Raw genomic sequence first — 14,590 nt, 5'->3', positions numbered from 1 at the left:
TTCCATGAAAAAATATATATTATCAATAGTGTTGGGACTGACAACAGCAATGTTTACATCTTGCGATGATTTTTTGCAAGTCGATGCTTCCAATCAAAAAGAAACAGCTAAAGCATTCACAACTTACGATGAACTGCGTCAGGCAACAGCTTATCTCTATATGAGACCATGGTTTGGTTTTCACAGTACTTATTTATTCAGTTTTGGCGATGCCCGTGGAAATAATATCTATGGGGACAACAACAATGAACGGGGATATGCTCCTTTCTGTCTTTTTACGGATAAGCCGAATACTCCGGGATTGAGTAATGCGTGGAATTCGCTTTACACAGTTATTACTCAGGCGGATTATATTATCAATGACTATGCTCCGCAAGGACGTCAGCACTTTGATGAATCGCAGGCGAATATTTGTGAAGGAGAAGCCCGTTTTATGCGTGCGGCTGCTTATTATTACTTGGCCTCCTATTGGCATGATGTTCCTTTAATAGAAGATCCGGTAGCATATACTCAAACAGTCAATGTAGCTCCCACTCGTTTTGAGGACGTGATTCGGTATGGTATACGTGATTTGGTTTATGCGACGGAGTATTTACCGGTTTCGGATGTGGACGGACGAGTGACCAAATATTCTGCTGAAGGCCTTTTGGCACGCTATTATGTGACATTAGCTGCTTATGCACGTGGCGGACATTGTTCACAAACAACGATGGATTATTATGAAGCGAGTGATAATCTTGATTTGGCGGAGAAGCTCTACGATCTGGCGAAAGAAGCTGCCGGTAATGTAATCACCGGACAAAGCCGTTACGGACTGATGGAGGATTATGAGCAGATTTTCCGTGTTCAGAACAATAATTGTAAGGAGGTACTGTTCGCATTACAACCCTTGAAAGGTGTAGATGTCTATGGTATGGGAAATAGCAACGGACAGGGGCTCTGTTCTTATTCGGATTTACTTAATGGGTTCAGTGCGTATAATGCATCTTACATTTCTTATGATTGCTTGCGTATGATGATAAACTCCGGAGGACTTTCACGTCTGCGTGCCAATGTGCTTTATCCGGGACAAACATATAGCTATATTGGTACTCATACTGCGGAAGGAGCCTGGAGTGCAGGCTATAAGAGTGGGCAGAAGTTGAAAGGAATAGAAACCGGCAAGAAAACAGCATTTAAAAAACAGATAGTTGGTAGTCCGGAGGATACAAACAATATCGCTATTAACGGCAACTCCGGATTCAGTACCCCAATGTTGCGTATGGCGGAGGTTTACCTGCTCTATGTAGAAGCATGTATGGGAGTAAACGATGAACTGACAGATGAAGAGGCATTGTCATATTATGACGATGTGAAGCGCCGGGCTTATCGGCTGGAAATGGAGAATGATCCGGAATTTAAGATTAAGACTTACTATCTTACTCGCAATGACTTGATGAGAGAATATAGAATGGAACTTTTTATGGAAGGACTTTGGTGGCCAATTCTGGTCAGACGTTCATTCTATGATATGAATTGGGTGACTCAATTTATAAATAATGAATTATTTTATACCGTAACAAATGATGAGGGAGAAGAGGTACGTGGAGACGAGTGGGATAGCAATCGCTGGTATGCTTACTACTATGCATTGAACAAAACCACCCTTATTCCTGAGTTCAGTTCTGATAGTCCCCGTCAGTCCGATGGTTCTAAACTGGCAATCCGGGCTACTCATACTCCATTGGCGGAAGGTGACTACGTTCATTCGGATAAGTCGGATGATAATGTGTGGGCCTTCCCTTATCCGGAAGCAGAGAGTACGCGCGATCCGTTACTGAAAGCGGCGCCTATCATTTATGACTTTAATAAATAATTGAATACTGTTATGAAAAAGACAAATAATATACTTTGGAATTTCTTGTTGACCGGTATGCTGTTGTTCCCATTATTGGGAGTGTACTCATGTTCGGATGATGATGACGATGTAAGGATATATAGTGTATGGAGTAATATGTTAGGTGAAGAGGCGAAACAAATTACTTCTGTATACACAGGCAATTGGATTCGTTTGGATGGTTGCGGTTTTAGTGGGTTACGTGCCATTTACTGCAATGGAATGCGGGTTACCGAATACAATGCTACTTATATGGATGATGCACATTTGACATTTCGTGTCCCAAGCGGTGTTCCGATAGCGAATGAAGTGGAAGATGAATCCTTACGGAATACAATTAAAGTAATAACTTCACATGGAGAGGGAATTTATCGGAACTTTATCTTTAAGGATATCAATAAAATGCCGGGTATCACAGATGTCTCTTTTACTTTGCCTGAATCCGGTGATTTTATTACTATTATCGGTAAATATCTGAATGGTGCCACAGCCGTTTATTTTCCCGGAAATGATGGAAATGAAGTAGCTGTTCCTTTTATTGAAGGCGGTGAAGATATGACTGTGACTGAAGATGGCACGCGGATTCGTGTAAAAGTTCCTCAGGGAGTGGGCGAACGTAGTGGCTCTATTCGCGTTGAATTGGCAGATATGGGTGAAAACTATTATACCCCTAATTATATGTTCTATGATAAAGCCATGTTTGTGCATGATTATGATGGTACGACTGCTTTGGATTATGGGCTAAATGAGAGCTTGAACAGTCCGAAGAACTGTAAATATTATCCTATATCTTCAATCACTATACCCTCCTTACCCGAAGGAGCCAGAGATTATATCTTCTGTATGCCGGAAACCCCTGCTACACTCCCGATAGCAACAGGGAATGACGACACGTTCGGTTTCTTCCGTTTCAGTACGGGCAAGCAATTAGCTTATTTAGTCGAACATAGCAATGGGGAATTTGCGAGAGAAACCGATGCGCGTAAAGTTGCTCTGCAGGCTGATATTTATATAAATCAGCCTTGGAGTACCGGAGTGGTAGCTTGGCGCATGGACAAGGGTGGAAGTAAGGGGAATGGTGCGAGTGCATGGAATGTTGCTGCGTGGGCAAACAATAAACCGTACGATTTTGCCGGAGGTTGGAAAACGGTGACTTTCCCTATACATACTAAATATTCAATATTGGGCGAAGCCATTGATGCTTGGTCAGGAAGCAAGGTACATTCATTGTTCGCTTTTTTGAACTATAACATACTGAATGATGCCAATCTCACTAATATTAAGCAGGTTGATAACTTTCAGCTGTTTGTCACTAATCTGCGTTTAGTGCCTTATGAAACACCGGGAGAGTAATGTATAACTATAAAAAATGAAGGGTATGAAATCTTTAAGATATATACAATCTGTGATGTGCATTTTTACTATGGCCATCATGTTGACGGGAGTATTCTCGTGTAGTGATGATGAAAAAAATGTGGAAGAGATTCTTCCTCCTACCATAACGAAAGTATGTGTATGGAATGAGGAAAGTCAGGAGTGGACAATTCCAGAAGCGGGTCAAATGGTACGTATTGGTTCTCCTTTGCGTATTGAGGGAACCAATATGGATAAAACAATTGCTGTTTATATCAATGGCGGGCAGGTTGCTGGTTTTCAGGCGGGAGTGGATGCGATTGAACTCGTGATCCCGGAAATCCCCGTGGATGAAGGAGAGGTAAAGGAGGTCAATCTTAATTTGGTCAGAGTTGTAAATAAGGCTGGGGCTGCAATATGTACGGCAGAGGATTTCCAGTTTTTCGGAAAGTTGATTTCCGTTAGCGGACTGTCGCTGACAGAGAATGGAGGTAGGACATGGACTATGGTGGAAGAAGCACTGATTGGCAGCCGGATTCGGATTGAAGGTGATGGACTGAAGACCATAAAAGAATTGCAGATGAATGGTATGTACATAGATTTGGCAAAGGCTACCATTAATGACGATGCTTTGATTGTAGATATTCCGGAAGATATGCCTTTTGGAAAAGCTGTGAGTGATCCTGCCAGTCTAAATAAGTTAGTAATAACAACTGCTTATGACGGTCCGAAGACTTTTGATTGTGTGGTAGCGGGTAGACAAGCTGAAATTACTGAAATAACAGATGCCAATGGCAATAAGATTGAAGAGGCAGGACGAGGGACTGTGGTTAAAATTGTAGGAAAGTACTTTGCGACATTTCAGAAAATGAGTTTTAATGGACAGCAAATAGATATAGAGCCCGCTTCTGTAGAAAGTTCTTGCATTACATTTACAGTGCCCACAGATACAGAAGAATTTCAAGTAGGTGAAGGAACTCTGAAGATAGTGAATGCTTATGATGAAACCGGAATTAGCAAAACTTTCAAGTTTCTGGGATTTGTACCTAGTGTGACTGCTGTCTCTTACACAATGCCTAAACCGGGTAATGTAATTCGTTTGACGGGTGTGAATCTGCTTCAAGACGCTGAAGTGTTCTTCCCCGCACCTGATGGAGAAAAGAAAGGTGATGTTCAAAAGGCTGCAGGCGATGGAACTTCAATTGATGTACTTGTTCCGGAAGGAGTTGGTGATAAGGCGGGTTATCTGCGTATAGTAAGTGAGGGGAATGAAACGACTGTAAAAGGTATCGTAATGTTTTATAAGCAAGGGGTATTTTTGCGTGAATTTACGGATGATGAATTAAAATTAGGATCGGTTTCGGGAACCATGGCTGAGAATAAATCAGCATTATACAGTCCGACGTCTCGTCCGGATAACGATACACAGCCTGTAAATCCTGATTATTTTATATGTTTCAAGAATGCTTCTATTCCTGTGGATCTTGGTAAACACGGTGCATACTTAAGATTCTCTACAAAGGCGCAGGTTGAAAAAGTGTTGAAAAATAACGAGGCTCATGAAATAACAGCAAATACTTTGGTGAAAGATGTAGTAATGCAGGTAGATGTCTATATGCCTAACCCTTGGAATAGTGGAGTGTTATCTTGGAGAGTTAATAAGGATAGAAGTGTTAATGGTCCTACTGTGTTGAATATGGCACCTTGGAAAAAGGAAAAAGAGTTTGCTTTTGGGAAGGAATGGCATACTTTTACTTATAAATTCACAGATTTTGTATTGCCAGAGAGTGAGAAAGAAACCTTAACATTAGGTGTGTGGCTAAGCAAGTATGCTGCGAATTCTAGTGGCACAGCTTATACTTCCCTTTTTACTTTTGTTAATGGCAATTTAATGTATAAAGATAAAGAAGAACCGGATCCTCAATGGGATTGTGTACCTATCACAAACTTTGAAATGAACCTTGCCAATATGCGTTTGGTGCCGCTTTCATTAAATAACGAATAAATAATTTTAATAGATAACGATGAGAAAGATATTATTAGTTTTATGTTTATTTGCAGCGATAGCTGTGAGTGCAAAGGAGGAGCCAATTCAACTGTTTCCACGTACTTTTGGTTATTTCTCCAAAGGAGATAAGGAGACACGGACAATTACTTATGACCATGGTTATGGACAATATGGTTGGAAGAACCGTAAAGGTGTAGAACTGTCTGATTATAATTATATCATATTGGAAATAGAACCGACCGATTCACGTGTAGAAGTTCATGTTCTTTATGATGGAGATGATAAAGGTACTTGTGTAGGAAAGATTGAAGGAGGGAAAACAAAGGCTGTCTGCGAATTTGACGGTATGCGTAAAGTTGCTGCTATTTATATGGTGAAGTCAAAGCCGGGACTTGCTAAGATCGTTAGGTTTGTATTGATAGATCAGGTGGATTAATCAAATCATTAGGTAGTTAGTTTAGTAGTTAGAGAAAAGAGCCGTCACGATGTAATGTTGTGACGGCTCTTTTGAGTTTCTTATCTTGGTATATTCTTCTACTATTTAAGGGGGGCCTACGGAGATTAAAGCTTTTGGGTGCACAAATTTAGCATGGTTTAGGCAGTTGGGTAGTTGTCACGTTATAAGGGGACAATGGGCACTTTATAAAGAGACAAATGTCACCTTATAAAGTGATAAATATCATCTTATAAGGTGACTGACTATCTTTACAAGTATAAACTCTCTAAAGATACAAAAATAATCAGTGAAAAGCAATAGCTGGATAGGAAATCTCGCTTTTACAGCTAATGTTATTTACAGGTTTCCGGTGCACCTAAATAACTGGTTTTCAATCCTCCGGCATGAATCATGATTTTCTCAATGACAATGCCCGGATTCAATGGGCGAATGCGTAAAGTGTGTTTGCCCTTCTTATCCAATTGATGGATAGAACGTGATTCGATAATCGGGTTAGCTTGCCATTTGCCTAAACCGCCTTTATAATGACCGTTAAAGTTGATAATCTGTTCTTTTTCCCCATCAAAGCTGATGGCATAACTTAACCCCTTATTGTCATTGAAATTAAGTGTGGGTGCAAGTAGAAGTTCTACTCTCACTTTACCCGTCTTTTTCATCTCGATATCATATTCTAGATACATCTTCTCAGGCGTTTTAGTGACGGGAATAGTGGTCACTCCCGACAATGTTTTTCCAAAGTCAGGGATAATACTCCAAGACGTTTCTCCTTCAGCTATGGCACGTGTGAAATGTTCGGCTTCCATCGCTACATACCCGTCAATTTCTTGGAACGTATATGTTTTTTCTTTTTCCGGCACACGTATTACTTTAGGCATAATCTGTTTTTGAGGGTTGTTCCATGAAGTATATCCGATATGAATCTGATCCATCATGTGATTCCACTTTCCATTGGATATAACTTTGTTATAATAATGACTCAATAGGGAGTCGCGTAGATAACAAGACTCTACCTTATCTGCCCATTGATTTGCTTCCGGGTCTAGTTTGGCAGCCAATGCGTGATTCTTGGCCTGTGCATAATACATATTGTAGAGGTTGGAACAAGCTTGTACAGGATATGATATGATTTGGTCGTATGTATCTCTATATGTTGCCGGTAATAGGAAGCCGAGATTATGGGCATCCAATGCTAGGGCGTTGTATTCGTCTACAACCCGTTCCCATTCTCCGTAGTTAAAACTGTAAGTTTTGGCATTCAACGTTTCAGGGGTGACACGACGATTATATTTGGCATAAAGAGAAAGGATGCGGGCTGCTTCTTTGGCATATTGGCTTCCGAACAGTTGTGCGCAGAAATCTTCTGTATGCTGTTGCAGATTCTGCGCATTGAATTTTTCCGGATTCCATGCCATATCCAGGAAAAAGGTGATAGGGTACTCCATCGGTTTTAAATCTCCTACGTTGACAATCCAAAGTTTGCGTACACCATATTCGTAGGTGAGGTTCATCTGTTCCCATATACGTGGTATCGGGTTGATATTGATCCATTTAGAGTTGCGTGGAGCGCCTACATAGTCAAAATGATAATACATTCCGTAACCACCGGAACGGGGCTTCTCGTTCAAATTGGGAAGTTTTCTCACATTTCCCCAATTATCATCGCATAATAATAAGGTAATATCATCGGGAACACGCATTCCTTTATCATAATATTCTTGCACCTCTTTGTATAGTGCCCATACCTGTGGGGTCTCTTTGGCTTTTTTGCCTGTTACTTTCTCTATGATTTTTCGTTGGTCTTTTACTATATTTTCCAATAAACTGATATTGGCTCCTTCACTCATGGGCTCGTCTCCATCACCCCGCATACCGACAGTAATGACTGATTCCCAATTTTTGGCGCGCTCTATTCCGTACGTCCAGAAATCCCGTAAATTTTGTGCGTTATGGTTGTAATCCCATTCGCCTTTTCCACGTCTTTTCCAGTCTTGTTGTGCCAGAGCCATCGGTTCGTGGTGGGAAGTCCCCATTACGATTCCCATTGTGTTAGCCAATTGTCCGTTTTGAGGATCGTCATCGTAAAATGCACTTCCCCACATGGCAGGCCATACAAAGTTACCCTTCAAACGTAATACCAACTCGAAGACATGTTTATATACTTTGCTGTTGATTCCTCCGAATTTAGCCTTAGCCCAATTTCCGAATGACGGCCATTCGTCATTGATGAAGATTCCCCGATACTCAACTTTCGGTTCTCCGTCTGTGTATATTCCCGGTTTGATATATACATTCTCCTGTTGGATAACAGGTACATCTGCCCACCAATACCAGGGAGAGACCCCCATTTGCTTGGAAAGCTCGTAGATACCATATATCGTGCCTCGTTTATCGCTTCCGGCAATGACTAGGGCTTCGTCAACTCCATCAGCCGGCTTGGCAATAACTTGCAAGAGGAACTTTTCGTTTTTATTGATTAATTGCTCCTTATCTATTTTACCGGCAGCGATTAACTTTTGAATGATAGCTGAATGATAGTTGCCTATAATAACGCAACGCTTTGCAGGAATATTATTCAAGAGGGCAGGTTGGTTATTGCATACTTGTCGGATATCCTGTTGCAGATTGCTGATGGCCATTTTGACTCCTTCATCTTCTGCTGTATCCATTACGATGGAACAAGGAGCTCCTTTCGTGATCAGTGGAAAGTGATGTGGCTCCGGTGTGAATACGACAAATGTATCCGCTGCGAAACAGGTCAAACTAATTATTGACAGATACAAAGTTAAGAATACTTTTCTCATGGTTTAAAAATTAAAGAATGATTGGTTATTGATATTTTAGTATGCTGCAAAGATAATCAGTATTGGCGTAGTGTCGGTTTTTGTGTGTTTCATTAGTATTTGTTATTGATACAAGTCTTACTTTCTGATGGAACAGGTATATGAGTTTGGAGGATTTTGAGAAGGAAATGCTTTTGGTTATGTTTCAAAATCTTTTATTCTTGTATGCCACTCTTGCTTGCTAAGTAGTTAAAACTTATGTTTGTAGGACTGATTTATTGTATAATACCATCTTTGAATGGCTAAATTATTAACCTATGAAGTTTCTATTTTTGAAAAACAGACAGTTCCGTTTATTTATTCTATTGGAAGTATTGGGGAGTATTGTTCTCTTGGCTAGTTGTAAAGATGACGAACTGCCGCCTACAGAGACGGATTTTCATTATACTGAACAAATGTTGGACGAAATCAATGCAAATGCGAAGTCGTTGAAATTGATTGTAAATGCTTTGAAGCAAGGAATCTGTGTTAAATCGTATACCGCTTTGACCGATGGCACAGGATATGGATTGGAGTTTGCAGATGGCTCAACTACTAATATCCGGACTACATTGACAGCTTTGAATACGGAAAGTGATGAAATCGGATATATACCCCAAATAGGTACTGATGAATATGGAGGTATTTATTATTGGACCTTGGATGGGAAATGGTTGTCAGTGGGAGCTACTGATAAAAAGATTCCCGTGATAGATGGAGTGGGACGAACGCCTGTAGTCGGCATTACAGAGGATGGCTATTGGAAAGTCACCAGTGGAGGACTTACCCGTATCTTGCCGGAAAAGGTACAAGTATCAAAAGGCGAAAGTAATTTTAAACGTGTAGATGTGTCCGATCCGAAGTATATTGTATTTATATTTGCGGATGGAACACCAGAGATTACATTACCTGTAAATGCGGACGGTGGGGATGGACCCTCTCCGGTTACGGGAAGTATACGGCGGGTGATTTCTCCGGAACAACCGGCATGGCTGATTCATATAGATACATGGCTTACCCCTGATCCACAGAAGATAATAGATATGGTCCCTAAAGATATTCTTCCTTATGTAATATTCAATATCTCACTATCTGTCAGCCGTGATGGACAAGGGGTGTGGAATCAGGTGCAATATGGTTACGAGACGGCAAAATCGTGGTTAAGGACGTGTGCCGAAAACCGGGTGTGGGCAATGGTGCAACCTGCCAGTGGAGCATATTGTCATCTGCCGGATTTGTCGGATGATTCGGAGATAGAAAATAGTCCTTATAATGAGTTCTTTCGGGACTATCCTAATTTTCTCGGCTTTAATTATTGCGAGCAGTTTTGGGGATTTGGAGGTGCTGCTACTGTCAGCTATCCTCAACGTTTGGTGCATTGGACACACTTGATGAAATTATGCCGGAAATATGGAGGTTATCTCATGGTCAGTTTTTGTAATGCTTATTGGGGAGCTGCTTTGAATCCTATTGCAATGATGAAACGGGATGCAAACTTTGCCAATGCTTGCGGACAGCACCCGGAGAATTTTATCTTATGTGAGAAATATACTTCTAAGAACGGCTTTTTTGATACGGAGAGTGCCTGCCTCGGTGCTTATTTATCGGGATTCTCTGGACAGTATGGTATCCGTTTTGACCAATGTGGATGGAAGGAGGGACTGAATGGTGACCAGAATTTTCCGGTACCTGCAGGGGCTATACCTATAGTGGAACATGTAATGTTGACGGGACAAACAGTCATTGATGGTCCGGAACTTATTACCAAGCAATGTTATCGTGAAGTCTCCGCTACGAAGGCAGACGATGGATATACGACTAGAAGGTGGGAGTTCTTTTCACAGTTTGATAATATCAGTGTAGATATTTTCCGTAAGATATTGGATGGAACAATCCGTATTATGAGTCGGAAAGAGGTGATTGACCGTAGCAAAGTGATAATTATCCATGATGTCAATTCAGGTAATGATATAGATAAATACTGTACTCCGGAAACTTTGTATGAAGGACTTTATCGGATGGATGATGATGGAAATATCCGCTATAATGAGAATTTCTTTAAGAAGACAGGACGTTATCCGACTATTCCGGTTGCTTATCAGTTGAATGATGCAGAGGCGAATTCGTTTGTTTATAAAGTAAATAAATCGGAGTATACGGGCAGATGGAGTAATACGCAAGCGAAGATCAGGGAGTTTAATTCTTGGTTCCCACAAGAGTATACCGGTGAGCTATATGCCGGACGGAGTGAAAACGGATGGGTAATTTATAATCCCGGACAAAGATCGGAAGCTTCTATTCCTTTTAAATATAATACGTGCGAACGAATGGAGCTTAGCTACTCTAAATATTCGTTGGGAGTGATTCGTGAATATGCCGACAGGTTGACTTTTTATTTGACGAATTATGATAATGTGGATACTTCATTGAAGAAAGACGTTGTCAAGATTTATGGTAGCTCTTCGAAACCGGGTTATTCGTATACTGACAGGGCGAAACATACTGCTAGTAAAGTGACGGAAGACTGGTCCAATGGAGTTTTTACACTGACTGTGACACACAACGGGCCATTGGATATTACCATCAATTGTTCTGGAAATGCTACGGGGAGGGAGACTGTTTATAGAGCTGCGACTATAACAGTTCCGGAGTCGCCACAAATATATGAGGGGGAACTTCAGTATGAAGCAGAGCATTTCGATTATAAGAATATTGCCGGGATACATAAAAACGCTGTTACTGCGTCAATCAATAATTATACTGCTTTGGGCTACCTCGAATTTGGTACCAACTCTTCTGCAGCAGTCAGAGATAGAGTTCGTGTTTTGAGTGGAGGAATGTATTCACTTCGGATAAAGTACAGATCACCTGTTGCGACAGTGAACTCTATTGATTTGTATGTAAATGGGAGTAAAGTTGGGACGCCGGAGTTCGTTCAAACGGAAAACAGTGACGGTGCATGGAGGACAATTACTCAATCGGTAAACTTACGTGCAGGAGACAATAGTATTGAACTTCGTGCGAATGCCGGTACTCCGGGAGACTTTTATTTGGATCATATCATTATAAAGAAAATGTAATAATAAAAATGCGTAATGAGAAATAAACAAAAGTTTTTCGTATGCTTGATGGTAGCACTGTCGAGTATGTCAATAAAAGCCAATTCTATTGTTGATGGATTGGGGTTCGGTATGCCTTCGTATATCCAGCAGACAAGATCGGAAGGTTCTTTTAGAATAGCAGGCAATGGCACTGCCGCTAAGATATGTGTCGATCCCTCTGATTGGAAAGGTGTGGTACGGGCTGCCAATGATCTTGGCGATGATGTATGCAAAGTATCGGGACTATCTGCCAAAGTTATTTCAACAACATCTATTCTGTCTTCCTCTGTGATAGTGGGTACTATCGGTAAAAGTAAATTGATAGACCGATTGGTTTCTGAAAAGAAGATAGACGTTTCGGAGATACAGGGTAAATGGGAGTCCTTCCTGATACAAACAGTGGATGGGAATCTGGTGATTGCAGGGAGTGATAAACGGGGCACCATTTATGGAATTTATGATGTCTCTGAGAAAATAGGAGTATCTCCTTGGTATTGGTGGGCGGATGTTCCGGTAAAGAAGAGTGAGGCTATTTATGTTAAGTCGGGAAGATATATTCAACCATCTCCAAAGGTAAAATATCGGGGTATTTTTATCAATGATGAAGAACCGTCGTTCGGACAGTGGACTCGTGCTAAGTTTGGAGGATTCAATTCCAAAATGTACAGTCATATGTTTGAATTGCTATTACGTTTGAAAGCCAATTATCTATGGCCTGCCATGTGGAGCAGTGCTTTTAATGAGGATGATCCGATGAATCCGGTTGTGGCTGATGAATACGGTATTGTGATGGGCACATCACATCATGAACCTATGATGAGAGCGCACAAAGAGTATACTAGGAGGAGAAAGGAAGTAGGTCCGTGGGATTACATAGTAAATAGGGAAGGAGTAGACCGTTTTTTCCAAGAAGGTCTTGAGCGTAATAAGGCTTATGATAATCTGATAACTATCGGTATGCGTGGCGATGGTGATGTAGCCATGGGCAAAGGAAGTGATGAAGAGAATATGGCTACGTTGGATTCTGTCATAAAAGGTCAGCGTGAACTGATACATAAGGTTTATGGTAAAGATCCTGCAGAGGTTCCACAGACATGGGCGATTTTTACAGAGGTACAACGCTATTATGATAAGGGATTTACGGTACCGGATGATGTGCTTTTGATGTTTTGTGATAATAATTGGGGATATATTCGCCGTATCGGTCCCGCAAAAGAAAAGGAAAGGAAAGGTGGAATGGGCTTGTACTATCATATTGATATGAATGGCGGACCGTGGAATGACCGTTGGATTAATACTACAACAATTCCGAAGCTAAGAGAACAGTTTAATTTGGCTTATCAGACCGGAATTGATGATCTTTGGATTGTAAATGTAGGAGATCTTAAACCAAAAGAACTTCCCATTGATTTTATTATGCGTTACGCATGGAATCCGGATGCTATTCCGGCAAATAAGGTATGGGATTATATGGTGAATTGGGCAGCAGGTATATTTGGTGAGAGATATGCGGAAGAGATAGCTGATATAGTTTCTAAATATAGTAAGTATAACCTTTGGAGGAAACCGGAGGTGCAGGCAACGACCGTTTTTAGTGTAGTGAATCATCTTGAGGCGGATCGTGTTATCAGTCTTTGGCGTGATGTTGCGACGAAGGCTGAGGCTTTGCGAGACAAAATAGCTCCGGAAGCACAGGATGCTTACTATCAACTGGTCCTTTATCCGGCAAAGGCTTCGGCCGGAGTTGCCGAGATTTATTTGGCGGCGGCTAAAAATAATCTTTATGCGGAGCAGGGGCGTGTGAGCGCGAATGATTATGCCGGACGGGTGCGGGAGCTTTTTGAAATAGATAAGCAGTTGGGGGAATATTATAATACTTCTATGGCGAATGGGAAATGGAAAAATATGATGAAAGATGTACATTTGGGGTACGTGAAATGGAGTATGCCTAAAAAAGACTCTTTGCCAAATCTGAAAGAGGTAGTTCCGGAGGAATTTCCGAAGATGGGAGTGGCTGTGGAAGGCTGTATAAAGTCATGGCCCGGTTCTGATAATAAGGCAATTTTGCCGACATTTGATTGGCTGAGTAATCAAAGTTACTACATAGATGTGTTTAATCGTGGTAACGGCTCTTTCCGGTTCAAGGCTAGGGCAAATAAATCTTGGGTAAAACTGAGTCAAACAAAAGGAACGGTAGAAAAGGATGCTCGGATTCAGGTAAGTATTGATTGGGGAAAATTACCATTCGGTGAATCGGAAGCTATGATTGAAATCGTACAGAAACAAGTGACTGTTCCTGTTTATGTTCATGTCGTCAAGACTGAGCTTCCCAAAACTCAGGAACCTTATTGGGGGAATCTTGCAAATGCAGAATTCTCCATACCGGCAAATCAATATAACGCAAATATAGCGGGAAAGAATGCACGATGGATTGTTCTACCTGATTTGGGTAGAGATGAAGCCTGTATGGGGATTCAGCCGGTTACAGCACCGAGTGCCGAACCGCGGAATGCACCATGTCTGGAGTATAAAGTCTTTTTACCTAAAGTAGGAAAGACTACTGTTTGTTTAGGAATATTGCCTACTCAGGATGTGTATCCTCAACGGGGACTGCGCATTGCAATGGGACTCGATAACAACGAACCGCAAATCATTGATGCCCGTAAAGGATTTGTGGATACATTTAGTGAGTATAACTCTAAAAACCTGGCAAAGTCGAAGGTGCTGAAACCATTACCTTCTAGGAATAGAAGCATTAAATTGATAGCTACCGGACAATCACGCCGGAATGAAGTATTCGATAATTTACGTTGGCTTGATGTGGAGGTTGAAGTGCTAGAACCGGGAATGCATACTTTGAAGATATTCATGATTGATCCGGAGATTGTACTTGAAAAAATTGTTGTTAACCCGGATAATAAATATCCTAGCTATTTTGGTGCTCCTTCGGTACGTCACAATTGAAGGGAGTATAAA

The 14,590-nt window shown here is 41.2% G+C and carries 7 protein-coding genes; 6 read left to right on the top strand and 1 reads right to left on the bottom strand.

Annotated elements, in window-relative coordinates; all coding sequences use genetic code 11:
• Window positions 1-4 precede the first annotated feature (4 nt).
• Genes ACNOGP_RS02150 through ACNOGP_RS02135 form a run of 4 tightly spaced genes read left to right on the top strand, consistent with a single transcriptional unit; the run spans window position 5 to window position 5,673 of the window.
• The gene (locus tag ACNOGP_RS02150; protein WP_186966459.1) at window positions 5-1,855 is read left to right on the top strand and encodes a RagB/SusD family nutrient uptake outer membrane protein; all 1,851 of its coding nucleotides are present in this window, start codon (window positions 5-7) and stop codon (window positions 1,853-1,855) included.
• Between the two features lie 12 nt (window positions 1,856-1,867).
• Window positions 1,868-3,229, top strand: a complete 1,362-nt coding sequence (locus tag ACNOGP_RS02145; protein WP_186966460.1) for a glycan-binding surface protein — start codon at window positions 1,868-1,870, stop codon at window positions 3,227-3,229.
• Between the two features lie 25 nt (window positions 3,230-3,254).
• Window positions 3,255-5,234, top strand: coding sequence for a glycan-binding surface protein (locus tag ACNOGP_RS02140; protein WP_418213969.1), 1,980 nt, complete (start codon window positions 3,255-3,257; stop codon window positions 5,232-5,234).
• A gap of 19 nt (window positions 5,235-5,253) precedes the next feature.
• Window positions 5,254-5,673: a hypothetical protein gene (locus tag ACNOGP_RS02135; protein ID WP_272721400.1), complete on the top strand. Its 420-nt coding sequence runs from the start codon at window positions 5,254-5,256 to the stop codon at window positions 5,671-5,673.
• 353 nt (window positions 5,674-6,026) lie between these two features.
• Here the strand turns inward: ACNOGP_RS02135 and ACNOGP_RS02130 are convergent, their stop codons facing one another.
• Window positions 6,027-8,495, bottom strand: coding sequence for a glycosyl hydrolase 115 family protein (locus ACNOGP_RS02130; RefSeq protein ID WP_186966463.1), 2,469 nt, complete (start codon window positions 8,493-8,495; stop codon window positions 6,027-6,029).
• A gap of 296 nt (window positions 8,496-8,791) precedes the next feature.
• Here ACNOGP_RS02130 and ACNOGP_RS02125 point away from each other — a divergent pair, with 296 nt between their 5' ends.
• Window positions 8,792-11,593, top strand: coding sequence for a glycoside hydrolase family 98 domain-containing protein (locus tag ACNOGP_RS02125; protein WP_418213968.1), 2,802 nt, complete (start codon window positions 8,792-8,794; stop codon window positions 11,591-11,593).
• A gap of 15 nt (window positions 11,594-11,608) precedes the next feature.
• A complete protein-coding gene (locus tag ACNOGP_RS02120; RefSeq protein WP_418213967.1) occupies window positions 11,609-14,578 on the top strand; it encodes a glycosyl hydrolase 115 family protein in 2,970 nt (989 codons plus the stop codon).
• Window positions 14,579-14,590: the final 12 nt, after the last annotated feature.

This window comes from Bacteroides difficilis, from assembly GCF_048319815.1.
Taxonomy (GTDB): domain Bacteria; phylum Bacteroidota; class Bacteroidia; order Bacteroidales; family Bacteroidaceae; genus Bacteroides; species Bacteroides zhangwenhongii.
The sequence above is the reverse complement of the archived record's forward strand: the minus strand, read 5'-3'. Positions and strand labels throughout refer to the sequence as shown.

Excerpts from the sequence above, each read along its gene's own strand:
- ACNOGP_RS02125 (WP_418213968.1), top strand. The coding sequence starts at position 8,792 with ATGAAGTTTCTATTTTTGAAAAACAGACAGTTCCGTTTATTTATTCTA.
- ACNOGP_RS02135 (WP_272721400.1), top strand. The coding sequence starts at position 5,254 with ATGAGAAAGATATTATTAGTTTTATGTTTATTTGCAGCGATAGCTGTG.
- ACNOGP_RS02120 (WP_418213967.1), top strand. The coding sequence starts at position 11,609 with ATGAGAAATAAACAAAAGTTTTTCGTATGCTTGATGGTAGCACTGTCG.
- ACNOGP_RS02145 (WP_186966460.1), top strand. The coding sequence starts at position 1,868 with ATGAAAAAGACAAATAATATACTTTGGAATTTCTTGTTGACCGGTATG.
- ACNOGP_RS02150 (WP_186966459.1), top strand. The coding sequence starts at position 5 with ATGAAAAAATATATATTATCAATAGTGTTGGGACTGACAACAGCAATG.
- ACNOGP_RS02140 (WP_418213969.1), top strand. The coding sequence starts at position 3,255 with ATGAAATCTTTAAGATATATACAATCTGTGATGTGCATTTTTACTATG.
- ACNOGP_RS02130 (WP_186966463.1), bottom strand. The coding sequence starts at position 8,495 with ATGAGAAAAGTATTCTTAACTTTGTATCTGTCAATAATTAGTTTGACC.